A 15,170-nucleotide genomic window follows, 5' to 3' on the forward strand; every position below is an offset into this window, starting at 1 on the left:
TCGGGTCAGAGGAGGGGGTCGACGGACAGCACGCCGGGCCTGGCGCTCACCAGGCTGCGGTCCGGGATCGACTGCCAGCGGGGATCGTCGTCGAACGGTTCGGAGGACACGAGTGCGAAATCGTCGGTGACCAGCACCGACAACGAGTGGTGGCAGGTGGTCGCCCACAGTTGCGCACCGTCGGAGAGCAGGAGGTTCAGGCGTGCTTCCGGCGCTCGGTCGAGGATCGCGGAGACGAGCAGCCGCAGCGCGGCCGGAGCCGCCGACCACTCGCCGTCCGGTGCGCCGGTCGACAGCAGATCGCACAGCAGCACCCACAGCGTCGCCGCGTCGGTGGCGGATTCGGCCTCCAGCAGCCGTGCCGGAGAGAACAGGTCCTCGGCGCCGAGTTCGGCCGCGACGACCGCGAACTCAGCCGCCACGCCGGTCAGGGTGCGGCGCCAGTCCGGCACCACGCCGTTGTGGCTGAACGCCCAGCGGTCGCGGGTGAACGGCGCGCACGCGGACCGTTCCACCGGCATGCCGACCGTCGCCGACCGCACCGCCCCGAGCACCGCGGCGGACTCCAGTTGCGGCAGCACCTCGTCCACGGCCGGGTCGGTCCAGATCGGCTCGGCGTTGCGGTAACGGCTGGCGGTGACCGTGTCGTCCGGCGTGACGCTCCACCAGGCGACGCCGAAACCGTCGGCGTTGATGGTGCCCCCGTGACGCATGTCGCGCGGCGCCCACGCCTGGGTGCGCAGCGAATGGGAGCCGAGGGTCAACATGTCGCCCACCCGCACCGGCGGGCCGACGTAACCCAGGTGTCTACACATCCGCACCCGCCGGGGCCGCCGTCGCCGGGCGCGGGCCGCTCGCCGCGGGACCGCGGCCACACCATCGCCCGGCACGACGGGCGTCGCTCACTCCCCTTCTCCGGGCCGCAGATCCCGCGCCAGGCGGAACCCGGCGAAGATCTGGCGACGGATGGGATGGTCCCAGTTGCGGAAGGTGCCGCGGCAGGCCACCGGATCGGTGCCGAAGGAACCGCCGCGCAGCACACGGTAGTCACCGCCGAAGAACACCTCGGAGTACTCCCGGTACGGGAACGCCCGGAACCCCGGGTACGCCTCGAAACCCGAAGCGGTCCATTCCCACACGTCCCCGATCAACTGGTGCACGCCCGCGGGGGACGCGCCGGCCGGATACGCGCCCACCTCGGCGGGTTCCAGATGCCGCTGCCCGAGGTTCGCGGTGGCGACGTCGGGATCCGCGTCGCCCCAGGGGAATCGGCGCGACGCGCCGGTGGCCGGATCGAACCGGGCCGCCTTCTCCCATTCCGCTTCGGTGGGCAGGCGCTTGCCCGCCCAGTTCGCGTAGGCCTGGGCCTCGAACCAGCACACGTGCACGACCGGCTGTCGCGGCCGCAGCGGGGTCATCACGCCGAACACCCGGCGCCACCAACGCCCGGACGGATCACGCTCCCAGAACTGCGGCGCGACCAGGCCCGCCTCGACGCGATGCGCCCAGCCGCGCTCGGACCAGAGTTCGGGGCGTTCGTAGCCGCCGTCGTCGACGAAGGCCAGGTACTGCTCATTGGTGACCGGCGCGGCGTCGATCGCGAAACCGGCCACTCGTACCGGATGGGCGGGGCGCTCGTTGTCCAGCGCCCACGGGTCGGTCGAGGTGCCCATGAGGAATTCCCCGGCGGGGATGACGACTTCCGCGCCCACCGCCGCCGTCGCGGCCGGGGCGTCCGCCGCCGAGAGCACGACGGCGCCGGTGCGCAACTGGTGGGTGGCCAGCATGGTCTCGTCGTGCTGCTGCTCGTGCTGGGCGATCATGCCGAAGGCGAATCCGTCGTCGATCAGCGGACGGCCGCGCAGATCGCTGCGCGCCAGCACGTCCAACACCTTGTCGCGTACGGTGCCGACATAGTCGCGCGCCTGGGCGGGATCGAGCAGCGGCAGTGTGGGCCGGTTCGCGCGGGCGTGTTTGAAGGCGTCGTAGAGTTCATCGATGTCGGCGCGCACCGGGTCGCGGCCGCCGACGTCGCGCACGAGCCAGAGCTCTTCCTGATTGCCGATGTGTGCCAGATCCCAGACCAGCGGGCTCATCAGCCGGGAATGCTGGGCCACGAGTTCGGCTTCGTCGACGCAGTCGGTGAGCGTGTGGGTACGCTGGCGGGCGCGCGTGAGAACGTCGGCGATCCGGTCCCTGAGCTGTTCGGTGCCGAAGTTGTCGGTCGGGGCGGGTTGGAAAGTGGTCACGAAAAACATCTCCGGGATTCATGGGGGTCGACGGCGGCGATTCGGCTGGCGGCGGCCCGGTGGGCCTGCGTGGCGCCAGGGCAGCGCGGCTGGTTCACGTGGCGACGCCCGGAAGCTGCGGGCTCGGGGCGTGTTCGATGTCGTCCTCGGTCGGGGTGCGACCGCGGTGACATCGTTCGGCGGCGGACTCGACGGCGCGGGCCGCCTCGTCGGTCGCGGTGTGTTCGGCCGCGAGGCGCAGCAGGGCGACCGCGCCCGCCCGGATGTCCGGATCGGCCAATCCGTAGCGGGCGGCATCGACCCAGCGGCCTGCCAGCGGCGCCGCGATCGAGCTCGCCTCCGCGACCACCGACGGGCTGGACATGAGCGCGTCGAACACGTGCACGGGAACGGTCCACGCGTCACCGGGCTGCGCGTCGATGTAGCGGACCTCCAAGTGGCCGGACGCGCGTACCGGCGGGAACAGCGTGGTGAGGTGATAGTCGAGATCGCCGGTGTCGGGGCGGCGGCCCACCTCGTCGTCCAGCGCGCCGGACAGCCAGTCGGCGAAGGTGGCCCCTGGCGGCGCGGACCATCCGTCGGCGTCGCCGCATTCCGCCGCACCATCGGGTCGGCGCACGCACAGCAGCGGCACGTCCAGCGCCCATCTGCCGTAGGCGGCCACCGGGTCGGTCCAGTCCAGCACCGGCGGACGGGTGCGCGTGTTGTCCAGCCGCAGCCAGGCCCGCATGCGCTGAGAGGCCCACGCTCCGGGCGGCGCGCCACGCAGGACGGGTGAACAGGCGAAGGCGGCAAGCAGGGCCGGGCCGACGGCGTACAGGGCGGTCCACCGCGCGGTGACGTCCGCACGGTCGGCGCCCGCGTCGACGCTGACCTGGGCGGCCGCGGTGTTGCACATCATCAGCTTGCCGAACGGCCCGATGCCGCCGAAGGAGCGCTCCATCGCGCGATAGCGCGGCAGCTGAAGCAAGCGTTTGGGACGGCGGTCCGCGTCGGCGGCGACGGAAACGGGGCGGATGGACCGGGATTCGAGAAGTTCCCGCAACAGGCGGGCATCATCGCGCAGTCGATCACACAGCTGCGCGGCAGCTTCGTAGGGAGCGCTGGAGAGTTCGATCTGACCACCGGGTTCGAGAGTGACCCGGCTGCCCCCCGGCAGCGCGAGCGCCGGCGAATCGGGGGCGATGGACCGTGGTGCGTACGGTCCGAGAGCGTCCGCCAAGGCGGACAGTTGGGGGCGCGGAGCGGCCGAAGGTCCGGACGCCGAACACTCACCCTGCACCGTGAGCCATTCGAGTTCGGCGCCGATCAGCGTGGGTGGTCCGAGCTTGAAGCACACCCCGCCGATATAGGCCTCCGCCGCCGCGCGGGAGGACAGTTCTCCCTGCTCGGTGGCACAACCGGCCGACTCAGGACTCTCGAGCGTGACCGCCATGCCAACCTCCAGTGGGCGTCGGGACGTTGTCCGCTGTTCTTCGGTTATCGCCATTCGGCGCGGTGATATTCCACTCACGGGCCGAAATTCGCGTGCGGCGATCCATCCAGCGTAGCCACGCGGACCGACAAGAAACCGACATGAAGCCGAACAATCGACCCGATAAGGTCGGCTCCATGCTGGATGACGTTCGCGTACGAGCCGACACTCCCGGATGCGTGTCCGGGCCGGAACCCGGACCCGTTTTCCTCGACAGCGCCGGGTCGTCGCTACCGCCGCGAGTCGTCACCGACACCGTCGTCGCGCATCTGCTGCGGGAAGCGGAGATCGGAGGTTATCGCGCCGCGAACGAGCGGCTCGACGATCTCGCCGACGTCAAGACCGCCATCGGCGCGTTGATCAACGCCGAACCCGAGAGCATCGCGCTCAGCGACAGCGCCACCCGATCCTGGGCGGACTTCTTCTACTCGGTCCCGCTCGCGGCGGGCGACCGCATCCTGATCTCCGAGGCGGACTACGCCAGCAATGCCATCGCCGCCTTGCAGCGCGCCCGCGCCACGGGCGCCACGGTGGAGCGGATCCCGAGCGACGGCAGCGGGCAGATCGACCTCGACGCGCTCACCGCGCTGGTCGACGAACGGGTCAAGTTGGTTTCGATCCTGCACGCGCCGACCAACGGCGGGTTGGTGAACCCGGCCGCGGAGGCGACCAGGGTCGCGCACTCGGTCGGCGCGCTGGTGCTGCTGGACGCCTGTCAGTCCGCCGGGCAGCTGCCCTTGGACGTGGCCGAACTCGGCGTCGACGCCTTGTCGGCCACCGGACGCAAGTGGCTGCGCGGCCCGCGCGGCACCGGATTTCTGTATCTGCGGCCGGAGTTGGCGCGCTCCATGGAACCAGGACGGCTCGACCTGCACAGCGCGGAATGGACCGGCCCGCACGACTACCGGCTCGCGCCCGACGCAGGCCGCTTCGAGTTCTGGGAGTGCGACGTCGCGGGCCGCCTCGGCTTGGGCGCCGCTGTGCGATATCTGCTCGAACTGGGCCCGGAGAACGTCTACGCCGCGATCGCGGCCCGCGCCGAGCACCTGCGCAAGGCGCTGCCGGAGATTCCCGGCGTCACCGTGCGCGATCTCGGCATCCGGCACAGCGGCATCGTGTCGTTCACCGTCGACGGCGTCGAGTCCGTCGAGGTGCGCGACCGGCTGCTGGCGCAGGACATCACCGTCACGGTCAGCCACGCGGGCTCGACGCTGCTGGACATGACCGGCCGCGGCCTGGCCTCCGTCGTGCGCGCTTCGCCGCACTGCTTCGTCGGTTTCGACGAGCTCGACCGTTTCGTCGCCGCGGTGGCGCAGCTGCGCGCCTGAGCCGCGAGCGCCACGGAACGGTCAGGCCAGGTGCACGGCCAGTGCCCTGGCCACCAGGGCCGCCGCGTCCGCTCCCGGGTCGACCAGGCGCAAGCTTCGATTGGCCTGGGTGGTGGCGATGCCGTGCACATTGGTCCACAGGGCGATCGCACGGTGGCGCGGGTCGATCGCGCCCGATTCCGCCGCCGCGCCGACCAGCTCGGCGAACCGCGCGAACAGCGGCAGGCTGACCGACCGTAGATTCTCGCCGGAGCCTTCGAGCAGGTCGTGCCGGAACATCAGCGTGAACATCTCCGGCCGCCGCGCGGCGAAGTCGATGTACTCGGCGCTCATCCGGGTGAGACGATCGCGCGCGGCCCCGGCGTCCACCGCGGCGAACCGGTCCGCGAGGTCGGCGAAACCCCGCGCCGCGATGGCGGCGAGCAGTGCGCGGTGGGTCGGGAAATACCGACGCGGCGCACCGTGCGAGACGCCAGCGGCCCTGGTGATGACCCGCAATCCCAGTCCCGCGGCGCCGACCTCTTCGAGCAGATCGACACCGGCGTCGACCAGACGATCTCGTAGCGACTCGCTCTCGGCCATGCGGACATTGTCTACACCTGTCGCCGTGTGACCGCACACCGGGTGTAGACACTGTCTACGAAATCGGGTAGACAGTGTCTACGCCCAATTTCCCAGGAGGTCTACGTGTGGTACCCGCTGTTCAAGTACGTCCTGCTCGGTCCGCTGCTGCGACTGCTGGGCAGGCCGACGGTCGAAGGACTGGAGAACATTCCGCGGACCGGACCGGTGATCATCGCGGCCAATCATCTCGCGGTGATCGACTCCCTCTACCTCGCGCTGGTCGTGCCACGGCGCGTGACGTTCCTGGCGAAGCAGGAGTACTTCACCGGAAAAGGCGTGCGCGGCCGGATCAACCGCTGGTTCTACTCGGTCTCCGGACAGGTGCCGGTCGATCGGACCGGCGGTGACGCGGCCGCCGCGGCGCTGGCCGCCGCCACCCGCATCCTGACGGACGGCGGGGCCTGGGCGATCCATCCCGAAGGCACCCGTTCCCCCGACGGCCGGATCTATCGCGGACGCACCGGCACCTTGCGGGTCGCCATGGCCACCGGCGCGCCGGTCGTTCCGGTGACCCTCTCCGGCACCGATCGGGTGAACCCGCGCGGCAGCCGTCTGCTGCGTTTCGGCAAGGTGCGTATCGCGTTCGGCGCGCCGCGTCGCTATCCGCCCGCCGAGCAGCGCCAGACGGTGCGCGCCGCGACCGACGAGTTGATGCGCGAACTGGCCGCCCGCTCCGGCCGGTGCTACGTCGATCGTTACGCCGCAACCTTTCCGGCCGCTGTTTCACGGCCCTGACCTGCGCCCCTGGAAATGGGGTTAACGCTGGGCCACTATGGCGTGATAGTCGGGGGAGGCCGGTTCCCGGCAACGGTTGGTGATGGAGGAGTTGGGACTTTGAGCAGATTCACCGACGAGATGTATGCGACCGCAGAGAACTCCGAGCGCGGCCTGGTGACCGGCGAGCCCGGCGCCCCGCTGCGGCGCACGTGGCCGGAGATCCACCGGCTCGCCCGGCGCATGGCGGGCGGGCTGGCCGAAGCCGGTATCGGGCACGGTGACGCGGTCGGCGTGCTCGCGGGCATGCCGGTCGACATCGCCCCGGCCTGCCAGGCCATCTGGATGCGCGGCGCGTCGATCACCATGCTGCACCAGCCGACTCCCCGCACCGATCTGGTGGTCTGGGCGCGCGACACCGAAACCGTGCTGACCATGATCCGGGCGCGGGCGGTCGTGCTCGGCGCGCCGTTCGAGGCGGCCGAGCCGCTGTTGCGCGAACGCGGCATCACCGTCGTGCGCATCGACCAGCTGCCCGGCGGCCCCGACATCGATCCGGTGCCCACCGCCGAGGGCGATATCGCGTTGCAGCAGTTGACTTCCGGCTCGACCGGCTCGCCCAAGGCGGTGCGGATCACGCACGAGAACTTTTTCGTCAACGCCTACGCCATGTTCGACCGGGTGAAATTCCAGCTCGCCGACGATGTGATGGTCAGCTGGCTGCCGCTGTTCCACGACATGGGAATGGTCGGATTCCTCAGTGTCCCTATGCAATTCGGTGCCGAAGTGGTGTGCGTGACGCCGCTGGACTTCCTCACCAAGCCGCTGCTGTGGGCCGAGCTGATCAGCAAGTACCGTGGAACAGTCACCGCCGCACCGAATTTCGCCTATTCGCTGCTCGCCCGGCGGCTGCGGCAGGCCGACGAAGGCGCGTTCGACCTCAGCAGCGTGCGGTACATGTGGAACGGCGCCGAACCGGTTGACCCGGACACCATGGAGGCCCTGGCCGCTGCCGGAAAACGCTTCGGGCTCAACCCGATGGCCCTCACCCCGGTCTACGGCATGGCCGAGACCACGCTCGCCGTTTCGATCCCCGACCCCGGGCACGGACAGGTGCTCGACGTAATCGACGCCGACCTGCTCGAGGCGATCGGCAAGGCGGTGCCCGTGCCGGAGGAGCACGGCCAACCGGCCAACATCCGGCGATTGCCCACCCTCGGCTATCTCGTCGACAACCTGGAGGGCCGGATCGTCGACAGCGAACGTCAACCGTTGCCCGCCCGCTCGGTGGGCGTGATCGAATTGCGCGGTCCCGCGGTCACTTCCGGCTATGTGACGGTGGACGGATTCCAATCGGCGCGGGACGACGAGGGCTGGCTGGACACCGGCGACATCGGCTACTTCACCGACGAGGGACTGATCGTGGTGTGCGGCCGGATCAAGGACGTCATCATCATGGGCGGCCGCAACATCTACCCCACCGACATCGAGCGCGCGGCGGCCAGGGTGGCAGGCGTCCGGCCGGGCAACGCGGTGGCGGTGCGCCTGGACGCGGGCCAGAAGCGGGAGAGTTTCGCCGTGGTGGTGGAGAGCGGCAGCCACCACGATCCCGACGAGGTCAAGCGCATCGAGCGCGAGATCGTGCACTCGGTGTTCGCGGAGGTCGGCGCGCGGCCACGCACCGTCACCGTGCTCGGCCCCGGCGCACTACCGAAGACGTCTTCCGGCAAACTGCGCAGGGCCGCGACCGCGATGCATCTGCCGCGCGGCTGAACACGTCCGGAGCGACGGTCATCGAACGGCTTTTCAGCGGTTGCCCCGCCGATCGGCACGACGTCCGACGGCTTGGACCGCCGGGAACCGTTCGGCGAAACCGCGCAGTAGCTCGAGTGCGCCGGTCATGGGTTTCCCGACCGTGAGCTCGTCTATTGTTCGGTACAACCGCTCTTCGACCTCGGCGACACGGGAGGAGAGCTGCTCTCCGGCAGGCGTCAGCGAGAGCGTGACTCGCCGACGATCGTCCGTCGCGGATTCTCGCTCGATGAGGTCCATGGCGACGAGGCGATCGACCAGCCTGCTGGGACTTCCACCGGTCTCGCAGACCAGAAGTTCCCCGAGTCCGGCCAGAGTCAGGGGTTGGTGGTCGGCCAGCACCCGCAGAACCTCGGCCTGAGAGGGAGTCAGCCCCAACGGCCGCAGTTCGGCCGCGAGCATTCGATTACCTTCTCGTTGGACAGCCAATACGAGGTAGCGCAACTCTTCGGCCTGCCGCATCGAAAGGCCTCCTCACCACGTGACTCGATGTATTGATGCCGTGTAATCGGATCACACGGCACTCACCGCCTGAGACCGGCCCCTCGCGACGGCGGACATCGGCCGAGCCACGAACACCCTCCCCCAGCGACAGTCCGGGTAGTACCGCGGCTGCGGCACTACCCGGCGCCGGATCCTTCCGACTCATGCGGGTGTGAAACTCGGCCGGGTCAGGCCGACCTCCTGGAGGAACTTCTCGACTGTCTGCGCGTAGGTTCGCGGATGAGAGAAGCGGAACATGTGTCCGGTGCGGTCCAAGACGACCTCGCGGGCGTCCGGGATTCCTTCGCGCAGAACTCTCGCGGCTTCCGGACCGATCAGCACGTCGTGCGAAGGAGTCAAAATCAGCGTCGGCACCTGGACCCGACCGAGACCAGCGGTGTAGTCGGCGTTCAGTGCGGCGACCGCGCGAGCGCCGAACGAGGATGCGGGCGTGTTCTCCAGGAAGAACTGGCGACTATCGCTTTTGCTCCAGCGGATCTGACCTCCGTTGTCATGCGGCGATGCCAGATTGTGAGCGTGCGCGCGAAGCGCCACCTGCCGATAGAGGGGGCCGCGCATCTTCCCCATCACACGCATGGCCGCCTTGAGCACCGGCGAGGAAATGGGATTGGCCGCGAATCCACCGGACAGGACCAGACCCCGCAGGCCCAGGGGTCGGCGCACCGCGAGCGCCAAGGCGACATTCGCCCCGAATGAGTCCCCGACCAGCACGTACTCATCCAGATCCGCCACTTCGGCGGCGACCGCGTCGGCATAGGTTTCCATGTCCGCCACATCCTCGGGCAGTCGCATCGTGCGCATGGGCCGGTCGGCCAGCGGGACGAGCTGTTCGAGCTCCCACGGTGCGCCGGAGAAACAAGGAACGAAAACAAGCGTTGGATTACTCATGCCATTAGATTACACGACATACATGTCGTGTAATCTAATATGCGCGCAGCGTCACACCCATGCGCCCAACAGGGTTGAATGTCGCGCAATTTAATGACACGACATGCATTAGCGGATACGTGTCCCCCGATCGGATGCGGTGGACGCCATGGGTGCGATCGACGTTCGCGATCCCTGGTAGAGCCGGAAGGTCCGCGCAGCCGCGACTCGCGGTCACCGAAGCCGCCGTCATCGGTGTCCCGAACAGTGGATTATCGCGAAGTACTGGCAGCCTTCGTCGCCGAGGTCGGCAAGGAAGCCCGCGAGCCGGGGACGTCGCAGGACGATCGCACCCCTGCCGTGATGATGCGGCCGAGTTCTGGCGAAGACCGACCCGTTCTGGGCGGATAGCGCTTGCGGCTCAGTGCAACTGGTTCTGCGCGGTCTCCAGCCCGACGCGCAGCAGCAGTTCCACCGCGTCGGCGGCCTGCTCGATGATCACCGGGACCTCTTTGCGCTCCGGCGTGGAGAACGGCTTCAACACGTAATCGGCCGGGTCCTGGCGGCCCGGCGGACGGCCGATGCCGATGCGGGTGCGCAAGTAGTCCTTGGTGGTCAGGGCGCTGGAGACGGAGCGAAGTCCGTTGTGCCCGCCCTCACCGCCGCCGCGCTTGAGCCGGATGGAGCCGAACGGCAGGTCGAGTTCGTCGTGCACGACGATCACCTCGGTCGGCGGCACGGAGAAGAAATTCGCCAGCGCGGCCACCGGCCTGCCGGACAGGTTCATGAACGAACGCGGCTTGGCGATCAGCACCTGGCGCCCGTCCAGCCGCGCCTGCAGCAGGTCGGCGCCGGATTTCTTGTGTACACCGAAACGGCCGCCGACGCGCTCGGCGAGCACGTCGGCGACCAGGAAACCGACATTGTGCCGGGTGCGCTCGTATTCGGGACCTGGATTGCCCAGTCCGACGACGAGCGCGGGCCCGGCGGACGATTCGGTACTACTCAGCGCTCTCGCCCTCGGCCTCGGCCGCACCCTCGCCCTCGACGGGCTCGGCAGCCGGGGCGGCGATGACGTTGACGATCAGGGTCTCGGCATCGGCGGCCAGCTCGACGCCGGCGGGCAGCTCCAGCGCGCCCGCGGTGATCTGGGTGCCCGGCTCGGCGCCCTCGACGGAGACCTCGATGGCCTCGGGCAGCTTCAGCGCGTCGGCCTCGATGGAGACGGTGGTGGCTTCCTGGGTGATCAGGGTGCCCGCGGCGGCATCGCCGACGACGGTGACGGGCACATCGGCGGTGACCTTCTCGCCGCGCTTGATGATCAGCAGGTCGGCGTGCTCGATGTAGCGGCGGATCGGGTGCACCACGACGGATTTGGTCAGCGCGAGCTGCTTCTTGCCGTCGATGACGAGGTTCAGCACCGCGTTGGTGCCGTGCTCACGCAGGATGGCGGCGAAGGCCTGGGCGTTCACCGACAGATGCTGCGGGTCGGCCTGGTGGCCGTACAGTACGGCCGGGACGTTGCCCGCACGACGGGTGCGGCGCGCGGCACCCTTGCCGAACTCGGTGCGTACGGATGCTTCGAGAAGGTTGACGTCGGACATGACTGGATCTACTCCTACGGCTCTTCCGGGCTGGTCAGTTACACGTCAGGGGTGCTGCACACCTGACGGATGGTCTATTCGTCGGGGCGAAGACCGAACAGGGACGGCCGGAAGCCGCGCCGCGTCGATCACGGTGTCGCAAAACTGGTCTGCGGTCACCCTCGCCGAGACAACCCGAACACCATACCCCAGCGCAGAGGCGCTCTTTGAATCGGGTGGTCACCGGCGGTTCGGCCCGCGCTCGAGCGAGTCGCGTACGCTGGCGGGGTTGCCGATCGGTCGTCTGCGAAAGGTTGTCTTGCGTTGAGCGCCTCCCCTGAGGGTGTTGTCGCGCCCGCATCCCGTGGGTTATCCGCCGAGGTAGCCCGCCGGCGCACGTTCGCGGTGATCTCCCATCCCGACGCGGGCAAGTCCACGCTCACCGAGGCGCTGGCGCTGCACGCCAGGATGATTTCCGAGGCGGGCGCGATCCACGGTAAGGCCGGGCGCAAGTCGACCGTCTCGGACTGGATGGAGATGGAGAAGGCGCGCGGCATCTCGGTCAGCTCGACCGCGCTGCAGTTCAACTACCGCGCCAGGGGCTCCGATGTGGACAGCGTCATCAACCTGGTCGACACCCCCGGCCACTCCGATTTCTCCGAGGACACCTACCGGGTGCTCACCGCCGTCGACGCCGCGGTGATGCTGATCGACGCGGCCAAGGGCTTGGAGCCGCAGACGCTGAAACTGTTCCAGGTCTGCCGCCACCGCGGCATCCCGGTGATCACCGTGATCAACAAGTGGGACCGGCCGGGGCGGGCGCCGCTGGAACTGCTCGACGAGATCAACGAGCGGATCGGACTCACCCCCACCCCGCTGTTCCTTCCGGTCGGCATCGCGGGGGACTTCCGCGGCCTGCTGCGGCGCGGCCCGGACGGTGTCCCGCTCGAATACATCCACTTCACGCGCACGGCGGGCGGCGCGACCATCGCGCCGGAGGAGTCGATCACCCCGGAGGCCGCGGAGGCGCGCGAAGGCGAGCCGTGGAGCACCGCCGCGGAGGAGAGCGAGTTGCTCTCGGCCACCGGCCAGGACCACGACCAGGAACTGTTCCTCGCCGGGCAGACCTCGCCGGTCATCTACGCCTCGGCGATGTTGAACTTCGGCGTGCGGCAACTGCTGGAGACCCTGGTCGCGCTCGCGCCCGCACCCGGTTCGCGGCGTGACGTCGACGGCAAGCCGCGCGAGACCGGCGACCCGTTCAGCGCGGTGGTGTTCAAGGTGCAGGCGGGCATGGACGCCGCCCACCGCGATCGCCTCGCGTTCATGCGGATCGTGTCCGGCGAATTCGAACGCGGCATGGTGGTCACCCACGCGCAGACCGGTCGGCCGTTCGCCACCAAGTACGCGCTGACCGTGTTCGGCCGCGAACGCGCCACCGTCGACACCGCGTACCCGGGTGACGTCGTCGGCTTGGTCAACGCGACGGCGCTTGCGCCGGGGCACACGCTGTTCGTGGACAAGAAGGTGGAGTTCCCGCCGATCCCCTCGTTCGCACCGGAACATTTCGCGGTGCTGCGAGCCCGCAGCGCGGGCAAATACAAGCAGTTCCGCAAGGCCGTGGAACAACTCGATTCCGAGGGCGTCGTGCAGGTGCTGCGCAACGACATCCGCGGCGACGCGTCTCCCGTGCTGGCCGCGGTCGGCCCGATGCAGTTCGAAGTGGTGACCGCGCGCATGCTCGCGGAGTTCAACGTCGAGACCACGATGGAACACCTCGCCTACACGCTGGCCCGGCGCACCGACGCCGCGTCGGCGGACGAACTCGGGCGGCAGCGCGGGGTGGAGGTGTTCACCCGCTCAGACGGTGCGCTGCTCGCGTTGTTCAGCGACAAGTGGCGGCTGCAATACATCGAGAAGGAGCACCCGGCGCTCACCCTGGAGCCCCTGGTCGCTACGGCCGACTGAGTCAGCCGGCTTCGGACTCCGGCCGCAGCGGCGCTGCGCCGGGGTCGCGTTCGATCGATGAGATGCCGTCCTCCTTGGCGATCAGGCCCCAGCGGCTGGAGGTCAGGCGCAGGCTGGGCAGGTCGCTGAGGGAGAGCACCACTTCGTAGGTGCGTTCGTAGCCGGTGTGCGAGATCCGCCACCGCGCGTCATCGCAGCGCACGTAGCGGTCGGTGTAGAAGGCCGCGCCGCGCAGCAGCATGTTGTGGCCCGGAATGAGCACCGTGTCGGCGAGGTACCAGGTGCCCGTGGCGGTGTCGCCGTCGACATCGATCTCGGGGTGGTCACAGCGGTGTTCGGTGATCACGTGCGGCCCGAGCGTGTTGCGCATGAACGCGATGAAAGCCTCGCGCGATTCGAACTGGAGGTATTCGCTGTAGGTCGCGGTCGCCTCGGGGATCATGGTATCGGCGAATTCATCCCACGACTTGGTGTCGAGAGTACGCAGGTACCGGTATTTCAACCGCGAGATCGCCGACACGTCGTCCGGCTCCCGCTCCTCGCCGCGGGTCGGGCGTGGGTCGTCGCGCACCCGCCCGAAGTCGATCGGCCCCGCGTCGAAGGGCAGCCGCTCGTCGGCGCGCAGGTCACCGGGATCTCGTTCGCCGGTGCTCGCCGCCCGCTGACCACGGCTCGGCGCGGGACCGGCCGTGCCGATATCTCGTTCCTCGGGCTCCGGCCCGCTCGAATCTATGTCCACACCGCCGCGCTCCTGCCGGCCCGGGGGGAAACCCGGGTCGTCGCGCTGCTGATTACCGGGACCCTTGCCCCGGTCGTTACGCGTTTGCCCAGCGATGCCCAAACCTGGGTCGCCGCGCCCCTGCCCGCCGGTTCGCTGATCCATACCCTCAACAATCCCATCCCGAGTGCCGGATTGGGAGAGTTGTATCAGATTGCTATCGCGACGAAAGAGAACATTCCGACGAAGATCAACTTCGGGGTGTCAGCTTCCGATCGTGAAGCAGGTGCGGCAGAAGTCCTCACCGAACTCGGTCAGCCGGAGACTCTTGCGGACGATCTTCGGCGCCCGTCCCGCCTTCTTCAGCGCCGCCTCCACCACGGGCTGCACCTCCAGCACCATGTAGCGGCTCAGGACCACCGGATCGTCCGAGGTCAGCGTCAGCCCGAGGCGGTTGAGGTTGATCAGGTAGGACCGCGACCGGTCCGGGTAGCGCACCCCGGCCTGCTCGGGAACCGAGGTGAGGTCGCCCTGCACCAGTTCCGAGCCGATCCCCAGCGGACGGTTGGTGCGCACGTCGACCGACGGCTGCGGGCCGTTGAGCGCCATGAAGCGCAGGATGCGCGCCTCGTCGGGAGCGAGCTCGTCGAGGATGCGGTCGTAGGCCGGGTGCACGTCCTCGGTGAAGTAGACGTCGGCGGACCTGGCCAGCAGCGCGTCGCCGCGGCGGCGCAACTCCTCCGTGCTCGCCGAGCGCAGGTACGGCCCGACGGCCAGCGCTTGCTGCGAGGTGGGTCCGTTGGAGGTCGGGACATAGCTGACGATCTCCCGGACCGACCCCTCGGTGACGCCGAGCGCGCTGCGAGCGATGGAGCGCAACGCGTTTCCGGTCCGCTCCGCGATCTCGGCCGAGGACTCCCCGTCCAGCGCGGCCTGGGTGATCTCCCTGGTGACCTCGTAGGTCGTGCCGACCGCCCATTGGCTTCCGCGCACGACGGTGCCCGCGGCCACTCCGGCCGCACGGAACACACCGCGGATCAGCCGTGCCTCATTGCTGATCTGCCGCTGTTCGACATCCGAACTGCGCTCGACGGCGCGGGGACCTGGCCGTACCACGTCCTGTCCGGTCCTGTCGTCTGCCACGTTTTCTCCGATATCGCCGGGGGGAACGAATCCGTCCCACAGATTACTTCCCCTTGTGTCGCGGGGCATTCGCACCGCCTGACTCGGACAGTGCGACCGGCACGCGGCGCGCAATAAGGTTTCTTCGCCGAGGGGGTGCTAGTTTTGGGTGCCGGTGAGGCGGCGATCACCGGTGTATCGGCAGGA

The 15,170-nt window shown here is 69.0% G+C and carries 14 protein-coding genes; 4 read left to right on the forward strand and 10 right to left on the reverse strand.

The window, feature by feature from the left end:
- Window positions 1–5 precede the first annotated feature (5 nt).
- From egtC to egtA, 3 genes are all read right to left on the reverse strand, one after another.
- Window positions 6–815 (reverse strand): ergothioneine biosynthesis protein EgtC, encoded by an 810-nt coding sequence (gene egtC, locus ACWEO7_RS00155; protein ID WP_452419822.1) that lies wholly within the window; start codon window positions 813–815, stop codon window positions 6–8.
- 87 nt (window positions 816–902) lie between these two features.
- Window positions 903–2,249 carry an ergothioneine biosynthesis protein EgtB gene (egtB, locus tag ACWEO7_RS00160; protein WP_452419823.1) on the reverse strand — a complete coding sequence of 449 codons (1,347 nt, stop codon included), beginning with the start codon at window positions 2,247–2,249 and terminating at the stop codon, window positions 903–905.
- A gap of 94 nt (window positions 2,250–2,343) precedes the next feature.
- On the reverse strand, window positions 2,344–3,684 hold the full coding sequence (egtA, locus tag ACWEO7_RS00165; protein ID WP_452419824.1) for an ergothioneine biosynthesis glutamate--cysteine ligase EgtA: 1,341 nt from the start codon (window positions 3,682–3,684) through the stop codon (window positions 2,344–2,346).
- Between the two features lie 176 nt (window positions 3,685–3,860).
- Here egtA and ACWEO7_RS00170 point away from each other — a divergent pair, with 176 nt between their 5' ends.
- The gene (locus tag ACWEO7_RS00170; protein ID WP_452419825.1) at window positions 3,861–5,051 is read left to right on the forward strand and encodes an aminotransferase class V-fold PLP-dependent enzyme; all 1,191 of its coding nucleotides are present in this window, start codon (window positions 3,861–3,863) and stop codon (window positions 5,049–5,051) included.
- A gap of 21 nt (window positions 5,052–5,072) precedes the next feature.
- On the opposite strand, the gene ACWEO7_RS00175 is transcribed toward ACWEO7_RS00170, so the two are convergent.
- Entirely contained in the window at window positions 5,073–5,633 is a 561-nt protein-coding gene (locus ACWEO7_RS00175) for a TetR/AcrR family transcriptional regulator (protein WP_450020407.1), read from the reverse strand.
- A gap of 105 nt (window positions 5,634–5,738) precedes the next feature.
- On the opposite strand from ACWEO7_RS00175, the gene ACWEO7_RS00180 reads away from it, so the two are divergent.
- A complete protein-coding gene (locus ACWEO7_RS00180) occupies window positions 5,739–6,410 on the forward strand; it encodes a lysophospholipid acyltransferase family protein (RefSeq protein WP_452419826.1) in 672 nt (223 codons plus the stop codon).
- 99 nt (window positions 6,411–6,509) lie between these two features.
- The gene (locus ACWEO7_RS00185; protein WP_452419827.1) at window positions 6,510–8,162 is read left to right on the forward strand and encodes a fatty acyl-AMP ligase; all 1,653 of its coding nucleotides are present in this window, start codon (window positions 6,510–6,512) and stop codon (window positions 8,160–8,162) included.
- Between the two features lie 33 nt (window positions 8,163–8,195).
- Here the strand turns inward: ACWEO7_RS00185 and ACWEO7_RS00190 are convergent, their stop codons facing one another.
- The 4 genes from ACWEO7_RS00190 to ACWEO7_RS00205 all read right to left on the reverse strand — a co-directional run bounded on the left by ACWEO7_RS00190 (window position 8,196) and on the right by ACWEO7_RS00205 (window position 11,176).
- On the reverse strand, window positions 8,196–8,663 hold the full coding sequence (locus tag ACWEO7_RS00190) for a MarR family winged helix-turn-helix transcriptional regulator (protein ID WP_397076281.1): 468 nt from the start codon (window positions 8,661–8,663) through the stop codon (window positions 8,196–8,198).
- Between the two features lie 183 nt (window positions 8,664–8,846).
- Window positions 8,847–9,593 carry an alpha/beta fold hydrolase gene (locus tag ACWEO7_RS00195; protein ID WP_452419828.1) on the reverse strand — a complete coding sequence of 249 codons (747 nt, stop codon included), beginning with the start codon at window positions 9,591–9,593 and terminating at the stop codon, window positions 8,847–8,849.
- Between the two features lie 400 nt (window positions 9,594–9,993).
- Window positions 9,994–10,608, reverse strand: a complete 615-nt coding sequence (gene pth / locus ACWEO7_RS00200; RefSeq protein ID WP_452419829.1) for an aminoacyl-tRNA hydrolase — start codon at window positions 10,606–10,608, stop codon at window positions 9,994–9,996.
- Window positions 10,574–11,176, reverse strand: coding sequence for a 50S ribosomal protein L25/general stress protein Ctc (locus ACWEO7_RS00205; RefSeq protein WP_450020399.1), 603 nt, complete (start codon window positions 11,174–11,176; stop codon window positions 10,574–10,576). Before ACWEO7_RS00205 ends, pth begins: the two co-directional genes overlap by 35 nt.
- Before the next feature lie 303 nt (window positions 11,177–11,479).
- Between ACWEO7_RS00205 and ACWEO7_RS00210 the strand changes: the two genes are divergently transcribed.
- A complete protein-coding gene (locus ACWEO7_RS00210; protein WP_452419830.1) occupies window positions 11,480–13,123 on the forward strand; it encodes a peptide chain release factor 3 in 1,644 nt (547 codons plus the stop codon).
- Window position 13,124: 1 nt separating this feature from the next.
- Here ACWEO7_RS00210 and ACWEO7_RS00215 read toward each other — a convergent pair whose 3' ends face one another.
- Together ACWEO7_RS00215 and ACWEO7_RS00220 are read right to left on the reverse strand one after the other, a co-directional pair.
- Window positions 13,125–13,643 carry a nuclear transport factor 2 family protein gene (locus ACWEO7_RS00215; protein WP_450020430.1) on the reverse strand — a complete coding sequence of 173 codons (519 nt, stop codon included), beginning with the start codon at window positions 13,641–13,643 and terminating at the stop codon, window positions 13,125–13,127.
- Between the two features lie 462 nt (window positions 13,644–14,105).
- Window positions 14,106–14,984, reverse strand: a complete 879-nt coding sequence (locus ACWEO7_RS00220; RefSeq protein WP_355074531.1) for an Abi-alpha family protein — start codon at window positions 14,982–14,984, stop codon at window positions 14,106–14,108.
- Between the last annotated feature and the right edge of the window lie 186 nt (window positions 14,985–15,170).

The sequence above is a fragment of the Nocardia sp. NPDC004260 genome, assembly GCF_053603155.1.